This is a genomic window from Rhizobium sp. CAU 1783 (assembly GCF_054551725.1).
This window is the reverse complement of record NZ_JBTOLM010000001.1, coordinates 1,323,984-1,341,708: the sequence shown is the minus strand read 5'-3', so window position 1 is coordinate 1,341,708 and position 17,725 is coordinate 1,323,984. Positions and strand designations below refer to the sequence as shown.

The following is a 17,725-nucleotide window of genomic DNA, read 5'->3' as shown; positions in this document are numbered from 1 at the left end:
TCAACAGCCGCTTTTCAAGTCGCGCATCAGGTTCCGCAGCGTCACGACCGGAACCGAACGGAACACCGCCTTGAGGCTCGTGGTCACGCATTGGCCGGAGACCAGCATCTCCTGCAGGCGGTCGCGGTCGGTCGCCGACAACCGGTCGATGCCGGGTGTCCGGTCAAGCGCACCGGCGACAAGATCGGCCTCACGGCTGGCGGTGTTCGCAGCCGGTGGGGTATCGGCACCCGTCGGGTTTTCATCGCTGCCGGCCTTTGGGCTCTGGCTCTCTCTGCTCTCCTTCTGCATCCGGTTCAGCTGGGTCTGAAGGTCAACAACCCGGGAGCGTTCGAGCGCAAGCGCCTTCTCCGCTTCCGTTTGAGCGTCCCTTGCAGCATCGCGTTGCCTGGAGAGTTCTTCGACGGAAGCCTTTTCCGACCTTAGCTGTCTCTGGGACTCCGCCAGGCGTTGCATCAATGACCCGATCTGGGCCTCTAGCCGTGGGATCTTCACCTGCCTCAGTTCAGCCAGTTCGGCCAACTCGTCTCTCGCAGCCATCTTTCGAAACGCGTCGCTCGCCGCGCGTCCCCGCTCGTCAGCCGCCCAACGAACCGCCTCGATCTCGGCTTCGAGTTCCCCAACCCGCTGCTTCTCGTTCGCGAGCTCAGCACTTGCCTGGGCCAGCTTCTCGGTCATTGCATCGAGTTCAGCGCTGCCGGCATCGTATGCGCCCTCAACAGGTGCCTGCTGCCGTGCCGTTTCGAGCGCTTGCTGCAACTGCCGCTCGCTTTCGGCAAGGCGGGCGTTGAGCTCGGTCACGCGCTGTTCGGCCGCGTCGAGCTGTCCGGTGTTCGTGCCGCCACCATAGAACAAGGCGCCGTAACCGGCCGCAGCCCCGATTCCGAGGCTCAGCAGCACCGCAATCAGTGTGCCGATCGGCGCTCCCCGGCTCCGCGTTATGCTCTGCGTATCCCTGCCCCACTGATTGCTCACGGCATCTCCCGTCCGGCGTGTGACCTTATGGGTTGGGTAGCGTGAATTCCGGGGGCGTGCAAGTTTACACCCGGCCGTACCGGGGAGAGGTTTTGCGGCTTTTCACGACGGGCTCGGCTTTGTAGTGTCGCGGTTACGGAATTCCCGCGATAGGCTCGCTCCACCCCTTGATCCGGCAGGTCGATATCCCTCCATGAAAGACAGCAATGCCACCGGTGCAGCCCCACGCACACTCGACTGGGTTCTCTTCCTGCTGGCGCCGGTGTTCTTCTCCTCGAACCTGATCTTTGGCCGTGGCATCACCGGCGATATCGCGCCCTTCACGACCGCCTTCATCCGCTGGGCGGGATCGGCGCTGGTGATCTTCCCTTTCGTCTATGCAGAGCGCGCGCTCTGCCTCGCCTTCGTCCGGGCGAACACGATGATCTGGCTGGTGCTCGGTATTCTCGGTATGGGGATCTGCGGTGGATTCGTCTATTGGGCGCTGACCATGACCACCGCTTCGAATGCCACGCTGATCTACACAACGTCCTCGCTGTTCATCATCCTGCTGCAGTGGATGTTTCAGGGACGCCGCATCGGCGCCGGGGAACTGGTCGGCATGCTGATCGCGTTCGCGGGCGTGACGGTGATCGTGCTGAAGGGCGAGCCGCAGGCGCTTCTCCACCTGCGTTTCAATCTCGGCGACTTCGGAATTCTCGCGGCGGCGGTTGCCTTTGCGCTCTATTCGCTGCTGCTGCGGCATCCAGCTGTCAAGGCGATGCCACCCATGCCGCTCTTCGGTCTTCTCTCCCTCTCCGGCGCGCTGGTCCTGCTGCCTCCGGCGCTGTACGAGGTGCTGACCGGCGGGCTCCTGCCCGATACACAAGACGACTGGGTGAAGCTGGCGGGCATCATCGCCTTCGCCTCGCTCGCAGCCTTCTACTGCTTCCAGCACGCCGTCCGTGTCTTCGGTCCGGCGATGGCCGGCGTGACGCTTTATCTGATGCCGCCGATGTCGATTGTCATGGCTGTTCTCTTCCTCGGCGAACGGTTCGAGACCTATCACGCGGTCGGGATCGTGCTCGTCATTGGCGGGCTTGTGCTTGCGACCGGACCCGGCCGAAAGGTCGCCGCTTCCACGGGTTGAGGCCTCTGCCTCTTGATGTTTCACGCCATCCTCCCCAGATTTATAGGGAAAGGAAGTGAAGCCATGAAACAACGCAACGCAAAATTTGGTATCGGGGAAGTCGTCAGACACAAGGTCTTTCCGTTCCGCGGCGTCGTGTTCGACGTGGATCCGGAATTCGCCAACAGCGAGGAATGGTGGAACGCCATTCCGGCCGAAGTGAGACCGGCCAAGGACCAGCCCTTCTATCATCTGCTCGCCGAAAATGCGGAAACCGAATACGTGGCTTACGTATCGGAGCAGAACCTGGAGAAGGACGAAAGTGACGAGCCGCTGCGCAATCCCCAGGTGCAGCAGATCTTCGTGCTAGAGCAGGCCGGCCACTACAAGCCGAAGGTCAACTTCGCGCACTGAAGACCGGCCGCCCGCCCCTGATCAACCGAAACGAAAAAGGCCCGCGTCGAACGCGGGCCTTCTTTCATTCCGAAACCTGCAGGGATCAGTTGCCCTGCTTGGCAGCGTTCTGGGCGTCGTTGATCGCCTTGTTGCGCTCTTCCTGTTTCTTCTGCATGGCTTCCTGCAGCAGGCGCTGGCGCTCTTCGGCCTGCGACTGGGACATCGCCTCGCCGTCATAAGCGCCGGTGAAGCCTTCCAGCGGGATCTTGATCGGGTTCGGAGCGCGGCGGAAGTTGATCGAGGTGAAAACGACCTCGTTGCCCTTCTTCAGGCTGGCGATCATGGCGTCGGTGAGCGGGATTTCAGCCGTGCAACGGTCGGGCAGGCAGACTGCGTAGTCGAGCTTGGTGCCCTTGGCGCCGTCGATCTGCATCATGATGCCCGGCGGGATGAGGCGAGCCGACGGAACGGTAACCTGCAGGATCTTGCGGTTGATCTTGCCTTCGACCGAGATCAGGCCGACGGCGGTGATCAGCTGGCCGTTCTGGGCAAGCTGCTGGTTCTGAACCACGCAGACATCGGCCTCTTCCTGCTTGCTGCAGGTCTTGAACCACTTGGCAGGACCGGGAGCGCCCGCTGCCGGGGCGGCTTCCTGCGCGCTTGCGACCACCGGGGCCGAAGCCGCGCCAAGGGTCAGAACGAGAGCAGACAGTGCAGTCCGCGTAGCTTTGGTTGCTTTGAACATCATAACCTAATCCGTCTCCTGAAAACCGATATCGAGGCAATTCCTGGCCGCGACATTTGCCGGTCGTGCTGGCCGTCAACTGTCGTTCAATTGAGGCAAATACATGACCTTGGTCACCCGGATCCCCTGTTACATCGCGAAGTCTGGAATATCCAGTCTTTCTTTGGGCGCAGCCGGAAGACGGTTACGTTTTTCCGCTCGCGATGTGTTGGTTTTATGGTGTTCATGATAGTTTCCGCCAGATTCTTCGGTAACCCCGGAAAGGAAACACCGTGCGACGTATCGCCCTCAGCCTCTTCTTCCTTGCCCAGTGCGGCCTGGCCTTCGCAGAACCGCTGCATGGCATCGCAATGCATGGAGAGCCGGCGCTTGGCGCGGATTTCAAGCATTTCCCCTATGTGAACCCGGCGGTGAAAAAGGGCGGCAAGATCAACTACGGTGTCGTCGGAACGTTCGACAGCCTGAACTCCTTCGTATTGAAGGGCATGCGCACCACGGCGCGCGGTGTCTGGGACCCGGAATACGGCAATCTGCTCTACGAATCGCTGATGACGCGCTCGAGCGACGAGCCTTTTTCCCTCTACGGTCTTCTCGCCGAGACGGTCGAATGGGATGAGGACCGCACCTTCATCCAGTTCAACCTCAATCCGAAGGCGCATTGGCAGGACGGCAAGCCGGTCACGCCGGAAGACGTGATCTTTTCCTTCAACCTGCTCCAGGAAAAGGGCCGGCCGCCCTACAACCGCCGCCTGACGGTGGTCGACAAGATGGAGAAGGTCGGGGAGCACAGCGTACGCTTCACCTTCAACGACAAGGCAAACCGCGAAACCCCGCTGATCATCGCCATGTCGCCGATCCTGCCTCAGCATGCGACCGACGCATCGACCTTCGAGCAGACCTCGCTCAAGATCCCGGTCGGTTCCGGCCCCTACAAGATCAAGTCGATCAAGGCGGGCGAGAAGATTATCTGGCAGCGTGACCCCAACTATTGGGGCAAGGATATTCCCGCCAAGGTCGGTTTCGACAATTACGACGAGATCTCGGTCACCTATTTCCTCCAGGATTCGACCCTGTTCGAGGCCTTCAAGAAGGGTGACGTCGACGTCTATCCGGAGGGAGATTCCGGACACTGGACGCGCGCCTATGATTTCCCGGCCGCCCAGAACGGCGATGTCGTTAAGGAGGTGTTCCAGCCCGGCCTGCCCTCCGGAATGCTTGGCTTCGTCTTCAATACCCGCCGTCCGCTCTTTGCCAATGACAAAGTCCGCGAGGCGATCTCGCTCGCCTTCGATTTCGAATGGGCCAACAAGAACCTCTATGGTGGTGCCTTCAAGCGCAGCCAGAGCTACTGGCAGAATTCCGCCCTCGGTGCCTTCGGCAATGCCGCGGACGAGCGCGAACTCGCCCTGCTCGGTGCGGCCAGGGACCGGATCGATCCGGCGATCCTTGCCGGGACCTATGCCATGCCGGTTTCGGACGGATCGGGTGCCGACCGCAAGATCCTGCGCGAGGCCGTTACGCTGCTGAAGTCTGCCGGCTACACGATCAACGGCCGCAAGATGGTCGACACGTCGGGCAAGCCGCTTGCCTTCGAGGTCATGACGCAGAACGAGAGCCAGGAGAAGATGGCGATCGCCTATCAGCGCGCGCTTGCCCTGATCGGCATCGACATGTCGATCCGCACCGTGGACGACGCCCAGTACCAGGCCCGCTCCAACAGCTTCGACTACGACATGATCATCAAGGCCTACACCTCCTCGCTTTCGCCCGGCGCCGAGCAGCTCAACCGCTGGGGCTCGTCCTCGCGCGACGCGCAGGGCAGCTTCAACTATGCGGGCGTCGCCGATCCGGACATCGACAGGATGATCGATGCGCTTTCCAATGCCCGTAGCATCGAGGATTTCCGGGCCGCGGTGCGCGCCTATGATCGCTTGCTCGTCGATGGCCACTATGTCGTGCCGCTCTACCATATCGGTGAGCAATGGGTCGCCCGCTGGAAGCACATCGGCCGGCCGGAGAGGTCGCCGCTCTATGGTTACCAGCTTCCGGTCTGGTGGGATGCCCGCACACAGTAAGGGCGGTCGCGGGGCGGTTCAGCAGGTAGTTACCTTAGCGTAACCGGTTGAAATCCGCCGCGATTGGCCCTACCTCGCAGCGCAACGCATCTCGGCGACCGGCCGACCGGAAAGGACAAGCACCATGGAACGCATCACCATCGACATCGTCTCGGACGTCGTCTGTCCCTGGTGCTATCTCGGCAAGGCGCGTCTCGATCTCGCCATCGCCGAAGTGCAGGACGAGGTGGGTGTCGACGTTAACTGGCGCCCATACCAGCTCAATCCCGACTACCCTGCCGAAGGCGTCGACCACCAGAAGGCGCTGGCCGAAAAGCTCGGCGGCAAGGACAACATGGACCGCGCCCATGCGCAGTTGCGCGAGATGGGTGTTGCCGTCGGCATTGCCTTCGACTTCGACGCGATCAAGGTCGGGCCCAACACGCTGGACGCCCACCGGCTGATCCACTGGGCCGGCGTCGAGGATCGAGAAATGCAGAACCGCGTGGTCTCCGCGCTCTTCAAGGCCAATTTCGAGGAAGGTCGCAATGTCGGCGACCGCACCGTCATTCTCGACATCGCCGAGGCAGCCGGTCTGGACCGGGCCCTGACGGATGCCCTTTTGACCGGCGATGCCGACAAGGCCCATGTCACCGCCGAAATCGAGGCGGCGAAGCAGATGGGCGTCAACGGCGTGCCGTTCTTCATCTTCGACCAGCAATATGCGGTAAGCGGCGCCCAGACGCCGGACGTGCTGGCCGGCGCTCTGCGCGACATTGCCCGCATGAAGGCGGAAGCGCGCTCGAAACTCAATTGACGTTGCGGCGCAACGCACCTAAGCACGAAAGATCCTTCCTCCCGGGATTCTCTTCTCATGCGCTCCGACCTCGTTCTTCGAGGCATCCTCATCGCCTTCACGGCCTTCGCCGCCTATGCCGTCTCGGATGCCTGCGTCAAACTCATCGAGGGGCGTGTCAGCCCCTATGAATCTGGCTTCTTCGGCGCCGTCTTCGGCATCGCCGCCCTGCCCTTCCTGATGAAGCGCGGCGATCGCTGGCAGGACATGTTCGCCACGACCAATCGCCCGCTCTGGCTGCTCCGCTTCTTTTCCGCTGGCGCCGGGATCATTGGCAGCGTGACGGCCTTCACCCATCTGTCGATGGCCGAAGCCTTCTGCCTGATCTTCCTGCTGCCCTCCTTCGTCACCATCATGTCGGTGGTTTTCCTCAAGGAACAGGTCGGCATCCGACGCTGGAGCGCCGTGATCGTCGGCTTTCTCGGTGTCCTCGTCGTGCTCCGGCCTGGTTTTCGCGAGCTCTCGATCGGTCATGTCGGCGCGATCTTCGCCGGGGTCAGCGGTGCGGTTTCCATCGTCATCTATCGCGCCATCGGGCCGAAGGAGAAGAACATTTCTCTCTATGGCGCCGGTTTGCTTGGAGGCCTCGTCATCTGCGGCCTCTTCATGCTTGGCGATTTCCGCCTGCCAAGCGGCGAGGAATGGCTGCTGCTCGCCGGTTATGGCCTGCTCGGAGCGCTGGGCAACGTATTACTGATGTATGCAGCCTTCTATGCGCCGGCCGCCGTGGTCGGGCCGATCCAGTACAGCCAGATGCTCTGGGGCATCCTCTTCGGCTACCTGATCTTCGGCGACCGCGTCGATCTGCCGATGGTCGCTGGCATCGTGCTGATCATCGGTTCGGGTCTGCTGACCATCGCCCGCGAGCGGACAAAGGGCGTGGCGCTCCCGCCGCCTGTCGCCGGGAAGGATGAGGCGGCACTGGCGATCAAGCCGGAAGACGAGGACCGGGACGACTGATCCGGGCACGGCTTTCAGGTCTGAGGGGCGCCGACCCCAGGATGACGCGCGATCCTACTTCGCCAGTTCCGCCAGCTGCGTCATCACCACCGCCGCGCCCTGCAGGCGCTTTTCGGCCGTCGGCAGATCGCGGGTCAGGAACACGCTCTGGTCGGGGCGGATCTTGGCCATGGTGCCCTGCTTGGCGATATAGCCGACGAGTGCCGCGGGATTGGGGAATTCCTTGTTGCGGAACTGCACGACGACACCCTTCGGCCCGGCCTCCAGCTTGTCGACATTGGCCTTGCGGCAGAGCGCCTTGATGTAGACCACCTTGAGGAGATGCTGCACCTCGATCGGCAGCGGGCCGAAGCGGTCGATCATCTCCGCGCCAAAGCCGTCGATGTCCTCGACCTCGGTGATTTCGCCGAGGCGACGATAGAGGCCGAGCCTGAGGTGCAGGTCCGGCACGTATTGATCCGGGATCATCACCGACGTACCGACCGAAATCTGCGGCGACCAGCCGGTATCGACGATCTCGTCGACGCCCTTCACCTCCGCCACGGCCTCCTCCAGCATGTGCTGGTAAAGCTCGAAGCCGACTTCCTTGATATGGCCGGACTGCTCCTCGCCGAGCAGGTTGCCGGCGCCGCGGATGTCGAGGTCGTGGCTCGCCAGCTGGAAACCAGCGCCCAGGGTATCCAGCGACTGAAGCACCTTGAGGCGCCGTTCGGCGGTGGTGGTGAGCACCTTGTTGACCGGAAGAGTGAGCAGCGCAAAGGCGCGCACCTTGGACCGGCCAACGCGGCCGCGCAACTGGTAGAGCTGTGCGAGACCAAACATGTCGGCGCGGTGCACGATCAGGGTGTTGGCGGTCGGAACGTCGAGGCCCGATTCGACGATGGTGGTGGAAAGCAGAACGTCATAACGCCCGTCATAGAAGGCGTTCATGATGTCTTCGAGTTCGCCGGCCGGCATCTGGCCGTGGGCGACGGCGACCTTCAGTTCGGGCACGTCCGACTGGAGGAAGGCCTGGATGTCGGCGAGGTCGGCAAGCCGGGGGCAGACATAGAAGCTCTGGCCACCGCGATAGTGTTCGCGCATGAGAGTCTCGCGGATGACCAGCGGATCGAACGGCGAAATGAAGGTGCGGACCGCCATGCGGTCAACCGGCGGCGTGGTGATCAGCGACAGCTCGCGCACGCCCGTCATGGCGAGCTGCAGGGTGCGCGGGATCGGTGTCGCCGAAAGCGTCAGCACATGCACGTCGCTTTTCAGCTCTTTCAGCCGCTCCTTGTGCTTCACCCCGAAATGCTGCTCCTCATCGATGATGAGCAGGCCGAGATTGGCAAAGGTGATGCCGGCGCCGAGAAGGGCATGGGTTCCGACCACGATGTCGGTCTTGCCTTCCGCGACTTCCTTCTTGACGAGGTTCAGCTCCTTGGTGCCGACGAGGCGCGAGGCCTGCTGAACCCGGATCGGCAGGCCCCGGAAGCGCTCGGAGAAGGTCTTGAAATGCTGGCGCGCCAGAAGCGTGGTCGGAACGACCACGGCAACCTGGATGCCGTTCATCGCCGCGACGAAGGCGGCGCGCAGCGCCACCTCGGTCTTGCCGAAACCGACGTCACCGCAGACGAGCCGGTCCATCGGCCGGCCGGCGCCGAGATCGCCGCGCACCGCCTCGATGGCGTTCATCTGGTCTTCGGTCTCGTCATAGGGGAAGCGGGCGGCGAATTCGTCGTAGAGCCCTTCCTGAGTGGTCAACACCGGCGCCGTGCGGGTCATGCGTTCGGCGGCGACCCGGATCAGCGCACCCGCCATGTCGAGCAGGCGCTTCTTGAGCTTTGCCTTGCGCATCTGCCAAGCGCCACCGCCCAGCTTGTCGAGTTGCGCGTCGGACGCCTCCGAGCCGTATCGCGACAGGAGGTCGATGTTTTCGACCGGCAGGAAGAGTTTCGCATCGTCGGCGTAGAGCAGTTCGAGGCAGGCATGCGGCGCGCCGGCGGCCTCGATGGTGCGCAGGCCCACGAAGCGGCCGATGCCGTGTTCGGCATGCACGACGATCGATCCCTCGTCGAGACCAGCGACTTCGGAGATGAAGTCGGCCGCGCGCTTGCGGCGTTTCGAGCGGCGGACCATACGGTCGCCGAGGATGTCCTGTTCGCCGACGATAACGAGGTCACCGGCCTCGAAGCCACCCTCGAGGCTGAGCACGGCAGTGGCCGCCTCGCCCTTCTTCAGGCTGTCGAGATCCTTGAGCGCGGAAACCGCCTTGAGGTTGGCAAGCCCGTGTTCCTCCAGCACCTGCAGCAACCGGTCGAGCGAGCCTTCGGACCAGCCCGTGACGAGCACTTTGGAACCCGATGCCCGCTTGTCGGCGATGTACTTGACGGCCTGGTCGAAAACGTTGACGCGGGTATTTCCCTCGCCCGTCTCCATCGCGGCCTTTGCCCAGCGCGGGCTCGGACGCGCAGAAACGTCGATCACCCTTCTGCTCTCGCCCTCGTGTTCGGCGAACGGGGTCAGCCGGACCGGCGCGCGTTCATCCAGCGCACGGCCGAATTCGCCGGAACCGAGATAGAGGCGTTCCGGCGGAACCGGCTTGTAAGGCGTACCCTGGGCGAGATGGCCCTTGCCGGGCGTTCCACTGTTGAGGCGCGCCTCGTAATAGTCGCGGATGAGCTTGGACCGCTCCTCGGCCGCTTCGCGCACCGTGTGGTCGGTGACGATCCGGAAACCGGCGAGATAATCGAAGGCCGTCGAAAGATGGTCGTGGAACAGCGGCAGCCAGTGCTCCATGCCGGCATAGCGCCGGCCCTCGGACACCGCCGAATAGAGTGCGTCGTCGCGGGTCGCGGCGCCGAACAGCGACAGGTAGTTCTTGCGGAACCGGCTGATCGTCTCGGGCGTCAGCGTCACCTCGCTCATCGGATTGAGATCGAGCGAACGCGCCTGGCCGGTCGTGCGCTGCGAGGCCGGATCGAAGCTGCGGATGCTCTCCAGCGTATCGCCGAAGAAATCGAGGCGGACCGGCTCCTCGGAGCCCGGCACGAAGACGTCGAGGATACCGCCGCGCACCGCGAATTCACCGACTTCGCGCACTGTCGCCACCCGTTCGAAGCCGTTGCGCTCCAGCCGTGCGGCAATGTCGTCCATGCGGACCTGATTGCCGGGTCTCGCGGAAAAGGCGAGGCTTTCGATGACCTCCGCCGGGGCAAGCCGCTGCAGCATCGCGTTGACGGTCACGAGTACGATCGCCGCATGCGGCTTGCGGGCATGGGCGATCAGCCCGGAAAGCGCGGCAAGCCGGCGGGCCGAAACGTCGGCCGACGGTGACACGCGGTCATAGGGAAGGCAGTCCCAGGCCGGCAGGGTGAGAACCGGGATTTCGGGTGCGGCGAAGGACAGGATCTGCTCGATGTCGGTCATGCGTTGACCATCCGACATCACATAGGCAACCGGCTGCCCCTCACGGGCGAGTTCGGCCAGCAGGAAGGCATCCATGCCGTCCGGCACCTGGCTGAGCGTCAGCGGGCTCGCCGATTGGCCGATCTTCCTGGCATCGAATAGCGAGATCATTCCGGACGTCCGAGGCTTTCCACGGTGACGGGCGAGAAGTCAGGGCGACAGGCGGCGATGCGCTCGAAAAGCGGCGTCTTCAGGTGATCCGGAACGGGTGCCGCGTCGGTGATCCACTTGATCAGGTCCTGATCCTCTTCGCTCATGATCCGCTCGAGTTCGTCGAGGGTTTCCGCGTCCATGGTCCCGATTTCAGCCTCGGCAAACTGGCCGAGGATCAGGTCCATCTCGCGAATGCCGCGATGCCAGCAGCGGAACAGGATGCGCCGGCGGCGCGGGTCGAGTTCTGCACTGCTGAGGGTCAAACCGGTCATGACGAAACACCTTCCTGTTGATGCGCCTCTATAGCCCCTCGATCGGGAAATGTCAGCCTTGCCAAGGCGGTAATTCTCGGGGCATTTTGCCAGCCATCATGCGGCCGACCGTTCTCGATCCCCTGTTCGCCTCCGTCGCTTCGCTTTCCGGCGTCGGGCCGAAGCTTGCCCAGTTGCTGGCAAGCCTGCTCGGCCGGGAGGATGTGGAGGATGCCCGCGTCGTCGATCTCCTGTTCCTTGCGCCTTTCCGGCTGATCGATCGCCGCAACCAGCCGGGGATCGCGCTTGCCCAGCAGGGGGCGACAGTAACGATCACCGGCCGCGTCGACCGACACCAGCCGCCGCCGCGCGGCAAGTTCAACCTGCCCTACCGCGTCTTCATCCACGACGAGACCGGCGAGCTGGCGCTGACCTTCTTCCGCGTCAAGGGCAACTGGTTGGAGAAGGCGCTTCCCATCGATGAGGAGGTCATCGTCTCCGGCAAGGTCGACTGGTTCAACGGCCGCGCCTCGATGGTCCATCCCGATCTAATGGTGAGGGCGAGTGAGGCGGAGAACCTGCCGCTGGTCGAGCCGGTCTATCCCCTGACGGCGGGGCTGTCCTCGAAGGTGCTGCGCAAGGCGGTCGAACACGCCGTCGAGCGTGTGCCGGAGCTTCCCGAATGGGCCGATCCCGCGCTTGCCACGCGCCAGGGCTTCCCGAGCATCCGCCAGAGTTTCCTCGACCTCCACCATCCGCGGGACGAAAAGGACATCGATCCGCAAGCGCCGGCCCGTCGCCGCCTAGCCTATGACGAGTTTCTGGCCGGACAGGTGTCGCTGGCGCTCGTCCGGCAGAAACTGCGCAAGGTACCGGGGACCCCGGTCAGGGCGACAGGCGAGGTCTCGGCAAAGATCCTTGCCGCCCTTCCCTTCACGCCGACGGCGAGCCAAACACAGGCGATCGCCGATATTCTGCAGGATATGGGTTCCGACACCCGCATGCTGCGTCTGCTCCAGGGCGACGTCGGCGCCGGCAAGACGCTAGTGGCCCTGCTCGCCATGGCCGCTGTGGTGGAAAGTGGCGGCCAGGCGGTGCTGATGGCGCCAACCGAGATTCTCGCGCGCCAGCATTACGCGACGATTTCGAAATTCGCCGCCTCCGCCGGCCTCCGTGTCGAGGTACTGACCGGCCGTACCAAGGGCAAGGAGCGCGACGCGATCACCGAGCGGATCGCTTCGGGCGAAGCGCAGATCGTGATCGGCACCCATGCCCTGTTCCAGGATACGGTCAACTACCGCAACCTGATGCTGGCCGTCGTCGACGAACAGCATCGCTTCGGCGTGCACCAGCGCCTCAGACTGACAGCCAAGGGGATTTCGCCGCACATGCTGGTGATGACGGCCACCCCGATCCCGCGCACGCTGGTCCTCGCCGCCTTCGGTGACATGGACGTCTCGAAGCTCACCGAGAAACCGGCCGGAAGAAAGCCGATCCAGACGGTGACGGTTCCGAGCGAACGGACTGGCGAAATCGTCGACCGGCTGCGTTCGGCGGTCGCCGAGGGCAAGAAGGCCTACTGGATCTGCCCGCTGGTCGAAGAATCCGATGTGTCAGACTTGATGTCGGCCGAAGAGCGTTTTGCCGTTCTTGAGAAGGCGATTGGTGCACCGATTGGCCTCGTTCATGGCCGCATGAGCGGTCCGGAAAAGGATGCCGCCATGCTCGCCTTCAAGAACGGCGAGACGCGCCTGCTGGTGGCCACCACCGTGGTCGAGGTCGGCGTCGACGTGCCCGACGCGACGATCATGGTGATCGAGCATGCCGAGCGTTTCGGCCTCGCCCAGCTACATCAGTTGCGCGGCCGCGTCGGACGCGGCGACGAGGCGTCGAGTTGCATCCTGCTCTACAGGGGACCGCTCGGCGAAACCGGAAGGGCGCGTCTCTCAATTCTTCGCGACAGCGAGGACGGCTTCCTGATCGCCGAAGAGGATCTGAAACTGCGCGGCGAAGGCGAACTGTTGGGAACTCGCCAGTCGGGCACGCCGGGTTTCAGGATCGCCAGCCTCGAGGCCCATGCGGATCTCCTGGAGATTGCTCGCAAGGATGCCGGCTATCTTCTCGAACGTGATCCGGATCTGACAAGCGAACGCGGCGAGGCCGTGCGCACTCTGCTCTACCTGCACCGCCGAGACGAGGCGATCAGGTTCCTGCGGGCGGGTTGACGGCCGCTTCGGCCTCTTCCGTTGCAGCTGTCTTATACTCCGGCGATACCAGACCCGCGGATATCAAAAGTTTCACGCCCTCTTCCGGCGACATGTCGAGCAGCTTGAGCTTGCTGCGCGGCACGAACATCAGGAAACCGGCCGTCGGGACCGGCGTCGGTGCGAGGAACACGGCGACCATTTCTTCGCCGTCCTCGCCGAGCTTCGCGGCGATTTCGCCCTTGGCATCGGTCGACACGAAGACCAGCGCCCAGGTGCCGGGGGACGGAAACTCGATCAGCCCCACCTTCTTGAAGGAGCTGGACTGCTCCTTGAGCACGGTTTCGAAGATCTGCTTGGTGCTCTTGTAGACCGTGCGCACCAGCGGCATGCGGTGCAGGATGGATTCGCTGTAAGAGACGATCGAGCGGCCGATCAGGTTCTTGCCGAGAAAACCGATCAGCGTAATGACGACGAGCGCGATCAGCAGCCCGAAACCCGGAATGGCGAACTGGAGATAGCTTTCCGGGTTGTAGCGGTTCGGAATGTAGGGTTTCACCCAGCTGTCGGCCCAGTGGATGAAGGTCCAGGTCAGCCAGATCGTGATCGCAATCGGCGCGCAGATGATCAATCCGGTCAGGAAGTTGTTTCGAAGCCGCGTCGCCAGGGAGAGCCGGTCGGGGTTATCGTCGTTCATTGCTCGCCGTCTATGTTGCGTCGCCGTAAAAACCCGGATGGAAGGCGACAATGCCGGACGGGGCCTTGCCGTGCAAGGGTAGAACCAGGAAAAACTCCGGCGGCACATCGGCGACCGAAAGCGAGGGATCGGCCACAAAGCCGAAGCGATTGTAGTAGGCCGGATCACCGACCAGGGCGACCCCGCTCGCGCCTCTGGCGGTGAGAACGGAAAGGCCTTCACGGATCAGCGACGAACCGATGCCGCCCCGCTGGCGCCCGGGCTTCACCGAGACAGGCCCGAGCCCGTACCAGCCCGTTTCGCCACCCGAGAGCGTCAGCGGCGAAAAGGCGACGTGGCCGACGATCTCGTTTTCGTCCTCCGCGACCAGCGAAAGCGTCAGAACACCGGCCTGCCGGAGACGCTCGATGATGCGCGGTTCCGACCCGTCGCTATAGGGATGGCCGGCAAAGGCGGCCGCGGTGATCGCGCCGATTGCGGCTTCGTCTCCGGGCGCTTCCGGCCGGATCCTCATTCCACGGTGACCGATTTCGCCAGATTGCGCGGCTGGTCGACGTCAGTGCCCATGAAGACTGCGGTGTGGTAGGCCAAGAGCTGGATCGGCAGCGAGAAGACCATCGGCGATATGATTTCGGCGACGTTCGGAAGCACAATGGTTGCCATGGTCTCGAGCTTGGAGGCGGCAGCTCCCTTCTCGTCCGTGATGAAGATGATCCTGCCGCCGCGGGCCGCCACTTCCTGCATGTTCGACACGGTCTTGTCGAAGAAGCGGTCATGGGGGGCGATCACGATGACCGGCATGTTTTCGTCGATCAGCGCGATCGGGCCGTGCTTCAGCTCGCCGGCGGCATAGCCTTCGGCATGGATATAGGAGATTTCCTTGAGCTTCAGCGCACCTTCCAGGGCGAGCGGATAGCTGGTGCCGCGGCCAAGATAGAGCACGTCCTTGAACTTCGAGAGGTCGCGCGCCAGCGCTTCCATCTGCGGCTGGATCGCATTGAGCACCTGGCTCATGATGCGCGGCATTTCAGCGAGGTTCTTCACCAGCTGCTTTTCTTCTTCCGCCGAGATCGTGCCGCGCGCCTTGCCGGCAGCGATCGACAGCGATGCCAAGACGGCGAGCTGGCAGGTGAACGCCTTGGTCGATGCGACACCAATCTCCGGACCGGCGAGGATCGGGAAGACGGCATCCGCCTCGCGGGCGATGGTCGACTCCTTGACGTTGACGATCGCGCCGATTTTCAGGCCCGCGTCATGGCAGTAGCGCAGCGAGGCGAGCGTGTCCGCGGTCTCCCCGGACTGCGAGATGAAGAGAGCGGCCTGATCCTTGGAGAGCGGCATTTCCCGGTAGCGGAACTCGGACGCCACGTCGATCTCGACCGGCAGCCGGGCATAGCGCTCGAACCAATACTTGCCGACGAGTCCGGAGAGATAGGCCGTACCGCAGGCGGAAACCGCCAGTCCGCGCAGGGATTTGAAATCGATGGCCGCGTCGACCGGTTTCACCTCATGGCTGTGGAAATCGACATAGTGCGACAGCGCATGGGAGATGACTTCCGGCTGCTCGTAGATTTCCTTTTCCATGAAGTGGCGGTGGTTGCCCTTGTCTACGACGAAGGCGGTCGCCTGCGAGATCTGATGAGGACGCTCCACGGGGTTGCCCGCATAGTCCATGATCTCGGCACCGCCTTTATGGATGATCGCGCAGTCGCCGTCCACGAGATAGGCGATCTCGTTGGTGAACGGAGCAAGCGCGATCGCATCCGAGCCGAGGAACATCTCGCCCTTGCCGAAGCCGACGGCGAGCGGCGGCCCGAAGCGGGCGGCCATGATCGTGTCGGGATCGTCGGCGAACATGACGACGAGCGCATAGGCGCCGGTCACGTCGTTGAGCATGGCGAGCATCGCAGCGCGGTTGTCGAGGCCCTGGCGGCGATACTTGGCGAGTAGCTGTGCGACGATCTCGGTGTCGGTCTGGGTGGTAAAGACCGCGCCTTCGGCCGTCAGCTTGTCGCGCAGTTCGGAAAAGTTCTCGATGATGCCGTTGTGAACGACGGCAACACCCTCGACAAAATGCGGATGGGCATTGGTTTCGTTCGGCACGCCGTGGGTCGCCCAGCGGGTGTGGGCGATGCCGATGGTGCCGGACAGCGGTTCGGAATCGAGCTTCTTCTCGAGATTGAACAGCTTGCCCTCGGCACGCCGGCGATCCATCACGCCGTCGTGGATCGTCGCGACGCCGGCGGAATCATAGCCGCGATACTCGAGCCGCTTCAGGGCTTCGACCAGACGGCCAGCCACCGGTTGATTACCGACAATACCGACAATACCGCACATAGAGTTCTCCGTCTGGCTTGGGTCTTCGGCGCCAGTCCTAATGGTTTTCGTGAGTTACGCAATCCGGGCCGCGGTCACATTCGATTTCTGAACGTTACGCAGTTGCAGCAAGTTTCACTTTGCGCTGCGGGACGCCTTGATTGCCTGGTTGCGGGCGCGAACATCCCTGGCCCGTCCGGCCTTGACCTCCTGGCGTGCGCGACCGAAGGCGAGTGCGTCGTCCGGCACGTCAGCGGTGATCACGCTGCCCGACGCAACGATTGCTCCGTCGCCGACCGCAACCGGCGCAACGAGCGAGGTGTTGGAGCCGATGAAGGCCCCCTCGCCGATTCGCGTCTCGTGCTTGTTCACGCCGTCATAGTTGCAGGTGATCGTGCCCGCGCCGATATTGGCATGGGCGCCGATGAAGGCGTCGCCGATATAGGTCAGGTGGTTGACCTTGGCGCCCTCGCCGATCTCCGCCTTCTTCACCTCGCAGAAATTGCCGACCTTGGCACCCGTCGCCAGGTTGGCGCCGGGGCGCAGCCGCGCGAAGGGACCGACGGTGGCACCGGCGGCGACATGGGCGCCTTCAAGGTGCGAGAAAGCGTGAATGACCGCACCGCCCTCGACGGTGACGCCCGGGCCGAACACGACATTCGGTTCGATCAGGGCATCCTGTCCGATCACCGTGTCGTGGCTGAGGAAGACGGTTTCCGGCGCGATCATCGAGACACCGGACACCATCAGTTCGTGGCGCCGCCGTTCCTGCCAGAGCCGCTCGATGAAGGCGAGTTCGGCGCGGTTGTTGCAGCCGGTCAGTTCTTCTTCCGGTGCGTCGACCGCAACGGTCCGGCCGCCGAGCGAACGCGCGATCTCGACGAGATCGGTCAGATAGTATTCGCCCTTGGCATTGGCATTGCCGATGCGTGACAGAAGATCGAGCGCCTTGCGGCCGTCGATCGCCATCAGGCCGCTGTTGCACCATGTCACCGCGCGTTCGGCGTCGGTCGCATCCTTCTCCTCGCGGATGGCGATAAGCTCGCCGTCCTTGACCAGCAGTCGGCCGTAACCGGTCGGCTTGTCGGTGTGAAAGCCAATGACGACGATGTCGTTGCCCTCGGCAAGCGCTGCGCGGGCAGACAGCAACGGACCCGAGGTGATCAGCGGCACGTCACCATAGGCAACGAGGATGTCGTCGTAGCCACGAGCGATCGCCTCGCGCGCCGCAAGCACGGCATGGCCGGTCCCGAGCCGCTCCGTCTGGACGAAGGGCGAAACGTTGAGGCCCTCGATGCTGCCGGCCTTGGTCACCTTCTCCGCATCACGACCGACGACCAGTGCGACGTCGGTGATGTCGGATGCCGCGATCGACGACATGACATGCGCGATCATCGGGCGCCCGGCGACCGGGTGCAGGACCTTCGACATCGAGGACTTCATACGGGTGCTTTCGCCAGCGGCGAGGATGACGGCGAGGCAGCTGCGGCTCATGGAGTCTCCGGAGATGAAATGGTGGTTCTTGAAATGTCGCTGTCTCTTATCAGCAAGATGAACGACGCC

14 protein-coding genes are annotated in these 17,725 nt (G+C 63.3%); 6 read left to right on the top strand and 8 right to left on the bottom strand.

Annotated features, from left to right (window positions below):
- On the bottom strand, positions 1-975 hold the full coding sequence (locus tag ACX93L_RS06210; RefSeq protein ID WP_459404016.1) for a hypothetical protein: 975 nt from the start codon (positions 973-975) through the stop codon (positions 1-3).
- 193 nt (positions 976-1,168) lie between these two features.
- Between ACX93L_RS06210 and ACX93L_RS06205 the strand changes: the two genes are divergently transcribed.
- Together ACX93L_RS06205 and hspQ are read left to right on the top strand one after the other, a co-directional pair.
- Positions 1,169-2,104, top strand: a complete 936-nt coding sequence (locus ACX93L_RS06205; RefSeq protein WP_459404015.1) for a DMT family transporter — start codon at positions 1,169-1,171, stop codon at positions 2,102-2,104.
- Between the two features lie 63 nt (positions 2,105-2,167).
- Positions 2,168-2,497: a heat shock protein HspQ gene (hspQ, locus tag ACX93L_RS06200; RefSeq protein ID WP_459404014.1), complete on the top strand. Its 330-nt coding sequence runs from the start codon at positions 2,168-2,170 to the stop codon at positions 2,495-2,497.
- A gap of 85 nt (positions 2,498-2,582) precedes the next feature.
- On the opposite strand, the gene ACX93L_RS06195 is transcribed toward hspQ, so the two are convergent.
- The gene (locus ACX93L_RS06195) at positions 2,583-3,227 is read right to left on the bottom strand and encodes an invasion associated locus B family protein (RefSeq protein ID WP_169587928.1); all 645 of its coding nucleotides are present in this window, start codon (positions 3,225-3,227) and stop codon (positions 2,583-2,585) included.
- Positions 3,228-3,496: 269 nt separating this feature from the next.
- Here ACX93L_RS06195 and ACX93L_RS06190 point away from each other — a divergent pair, with 269 nt between their 5' ends.
- From ACX93L_RS06190 to ACX93L_RS06180, 3 genes are all read left to right on the top strand, one after another.
- On the top strand, positions 3,497-5,299 hold the full coding sequence (locus ACX93L_RS06190) for an extracellular solute-binding protein (RefSeq protein WP_459404013.1): 1,803 nt from the start codon (positions 3,497-3,499) through the stop codon (positions 5,297-5,299).
- 124 nt (positions 5,300-5,423) lie between these two features.
- Complete coding sequence (locus ACX93L_RS06185) at positions 5,424-6,095, top strand: DsbA family oxidoreductase (protein ID WP_459404012.1); 672 nt, start codon at positions 5,424-5,426, stop codon at positions 6,093-6,095.
- A gap of 57 nt (positions 6,096-6,152) precedes the next feature.
- A complete protein-coding gene (locus ACX93L_RS06180) occupies positions 6,153-7,094 on the top strand; it encodes a DMT family transporter (protein WP_459404011.1) in 942 nt (313 codons plus the stop codon).
- Between the two features lie 54 nt (positions 7,095-7,148).
- Here ACX93L_RS06180 and mfd read toward each other — a convergent pair whose 3' ends face one another.
- Positions 7,149-10,652, bottom strand: a complete 3,504-nt coding sequence (mfd, locus tag ACX93L_RS06175) for a transcription-repair coupling factor (protein WP_459404010.1) — start codon at positions 10,650-10,652, stop codon at positions 7,149-7,151.
- Positions 10,649-10,966: a succinate dehydrogenase assembly factor 2 gene (locus ACX93L_RS06170; RefSeq protein ID WP_459404009.1), complete on the bottom strand. Its 318-nt coding sequence runs from the start codon at positions 10,964-10,966 to the stop codon at positions 10,649-10,651. The genes mfd and ACX93L_RS06170 overlap by 4 nt, the downstream gene beginning before the upstream one ends.
- 98 nt (positions 10,967-11,064) lie before the next feature.
- Here ACX93L_RS06170 and recG point away from each other — a divergent pair, with 98 nt between their 5' ends.
- Complete coding sequence (recG, locus tag ACX93L_RS06165; protein ID WP_459404008.1) at positions 11,065-13,170, top strand: ATP-dependent DNA helicase RecG; 2,106 nt, start codon at positions 11,065-11,067, stop codon at positions 13,168-13,170.
- Here the strand turns inward: recG and ACX93L_RS06160 are convergent.
- The 4 genes from ACX93L_RS06160 to glmU all read right to left on the bottom strand — a co-directional run bounded on the left by ACX93L_RS06160 (position 13,148) and on the right by glmU (position 17,656).
- Positions 13,148-13,846: a DUF502 domain-containing protein gene (locus ACX93L_RS06160; RefSeq protein WP_459404007.1), complete on the bottom strand. Its 699-nt coding sequence runs from the start codon at positions 13,844-13,846 to the stop codon at positions 13,148-13,150. The two genes, recG and ACX93L_RS06160, sit on opposite strands and share 23 nt — an antisense overlap.
- Before the next feature lie 10 nt (positions 13,847-13,856).
- On the bottom strand, positions 13,857-14,360 hold the full coding sequence (locus tag ACX93L_RS06155) for a GNAT family N-acetyltransferase (RefSeq protein ID WP_459404006.1): 504 nt from the start codon (positions 14,358-14,360) through the stop codon (positions 13,857-13,859).
- The gene (gene glmS, locus ACX93L_RS06150; RefSeq protein WP_459404005.1) at positions 14,357-16,183 is read right to left on the bottom strand and encodes a glutamine--fructose-6-phosphate transaminase (isomerizing); all 1,827 of its coding nucleotides are present in this window, start codon (positions 16,181-16,183) and stop codon (positions 14,357-14,359) included. Before glmS ends, ACX93L_RS06155 begins: the two co-directional genes overlap by 4 nt.
- Before the next feature lie 114 nt (positions 16,184-16,297).
- Entirely contained in the window at positions 16,298-17,656 is a 1,359-nt protein-coding gene (gene glmU / locus ACX93L_RS06145; RefSeq protein WP_459404004.1) for a bifunctional UDP-N-acetylglucosamine diphosphorylase/glucosamine-1-phosphate N-acetyltransferase GlmU, read from the bottom strand.
- Positions 17,657-17,725: the final 69 nt, after the last annotated feature.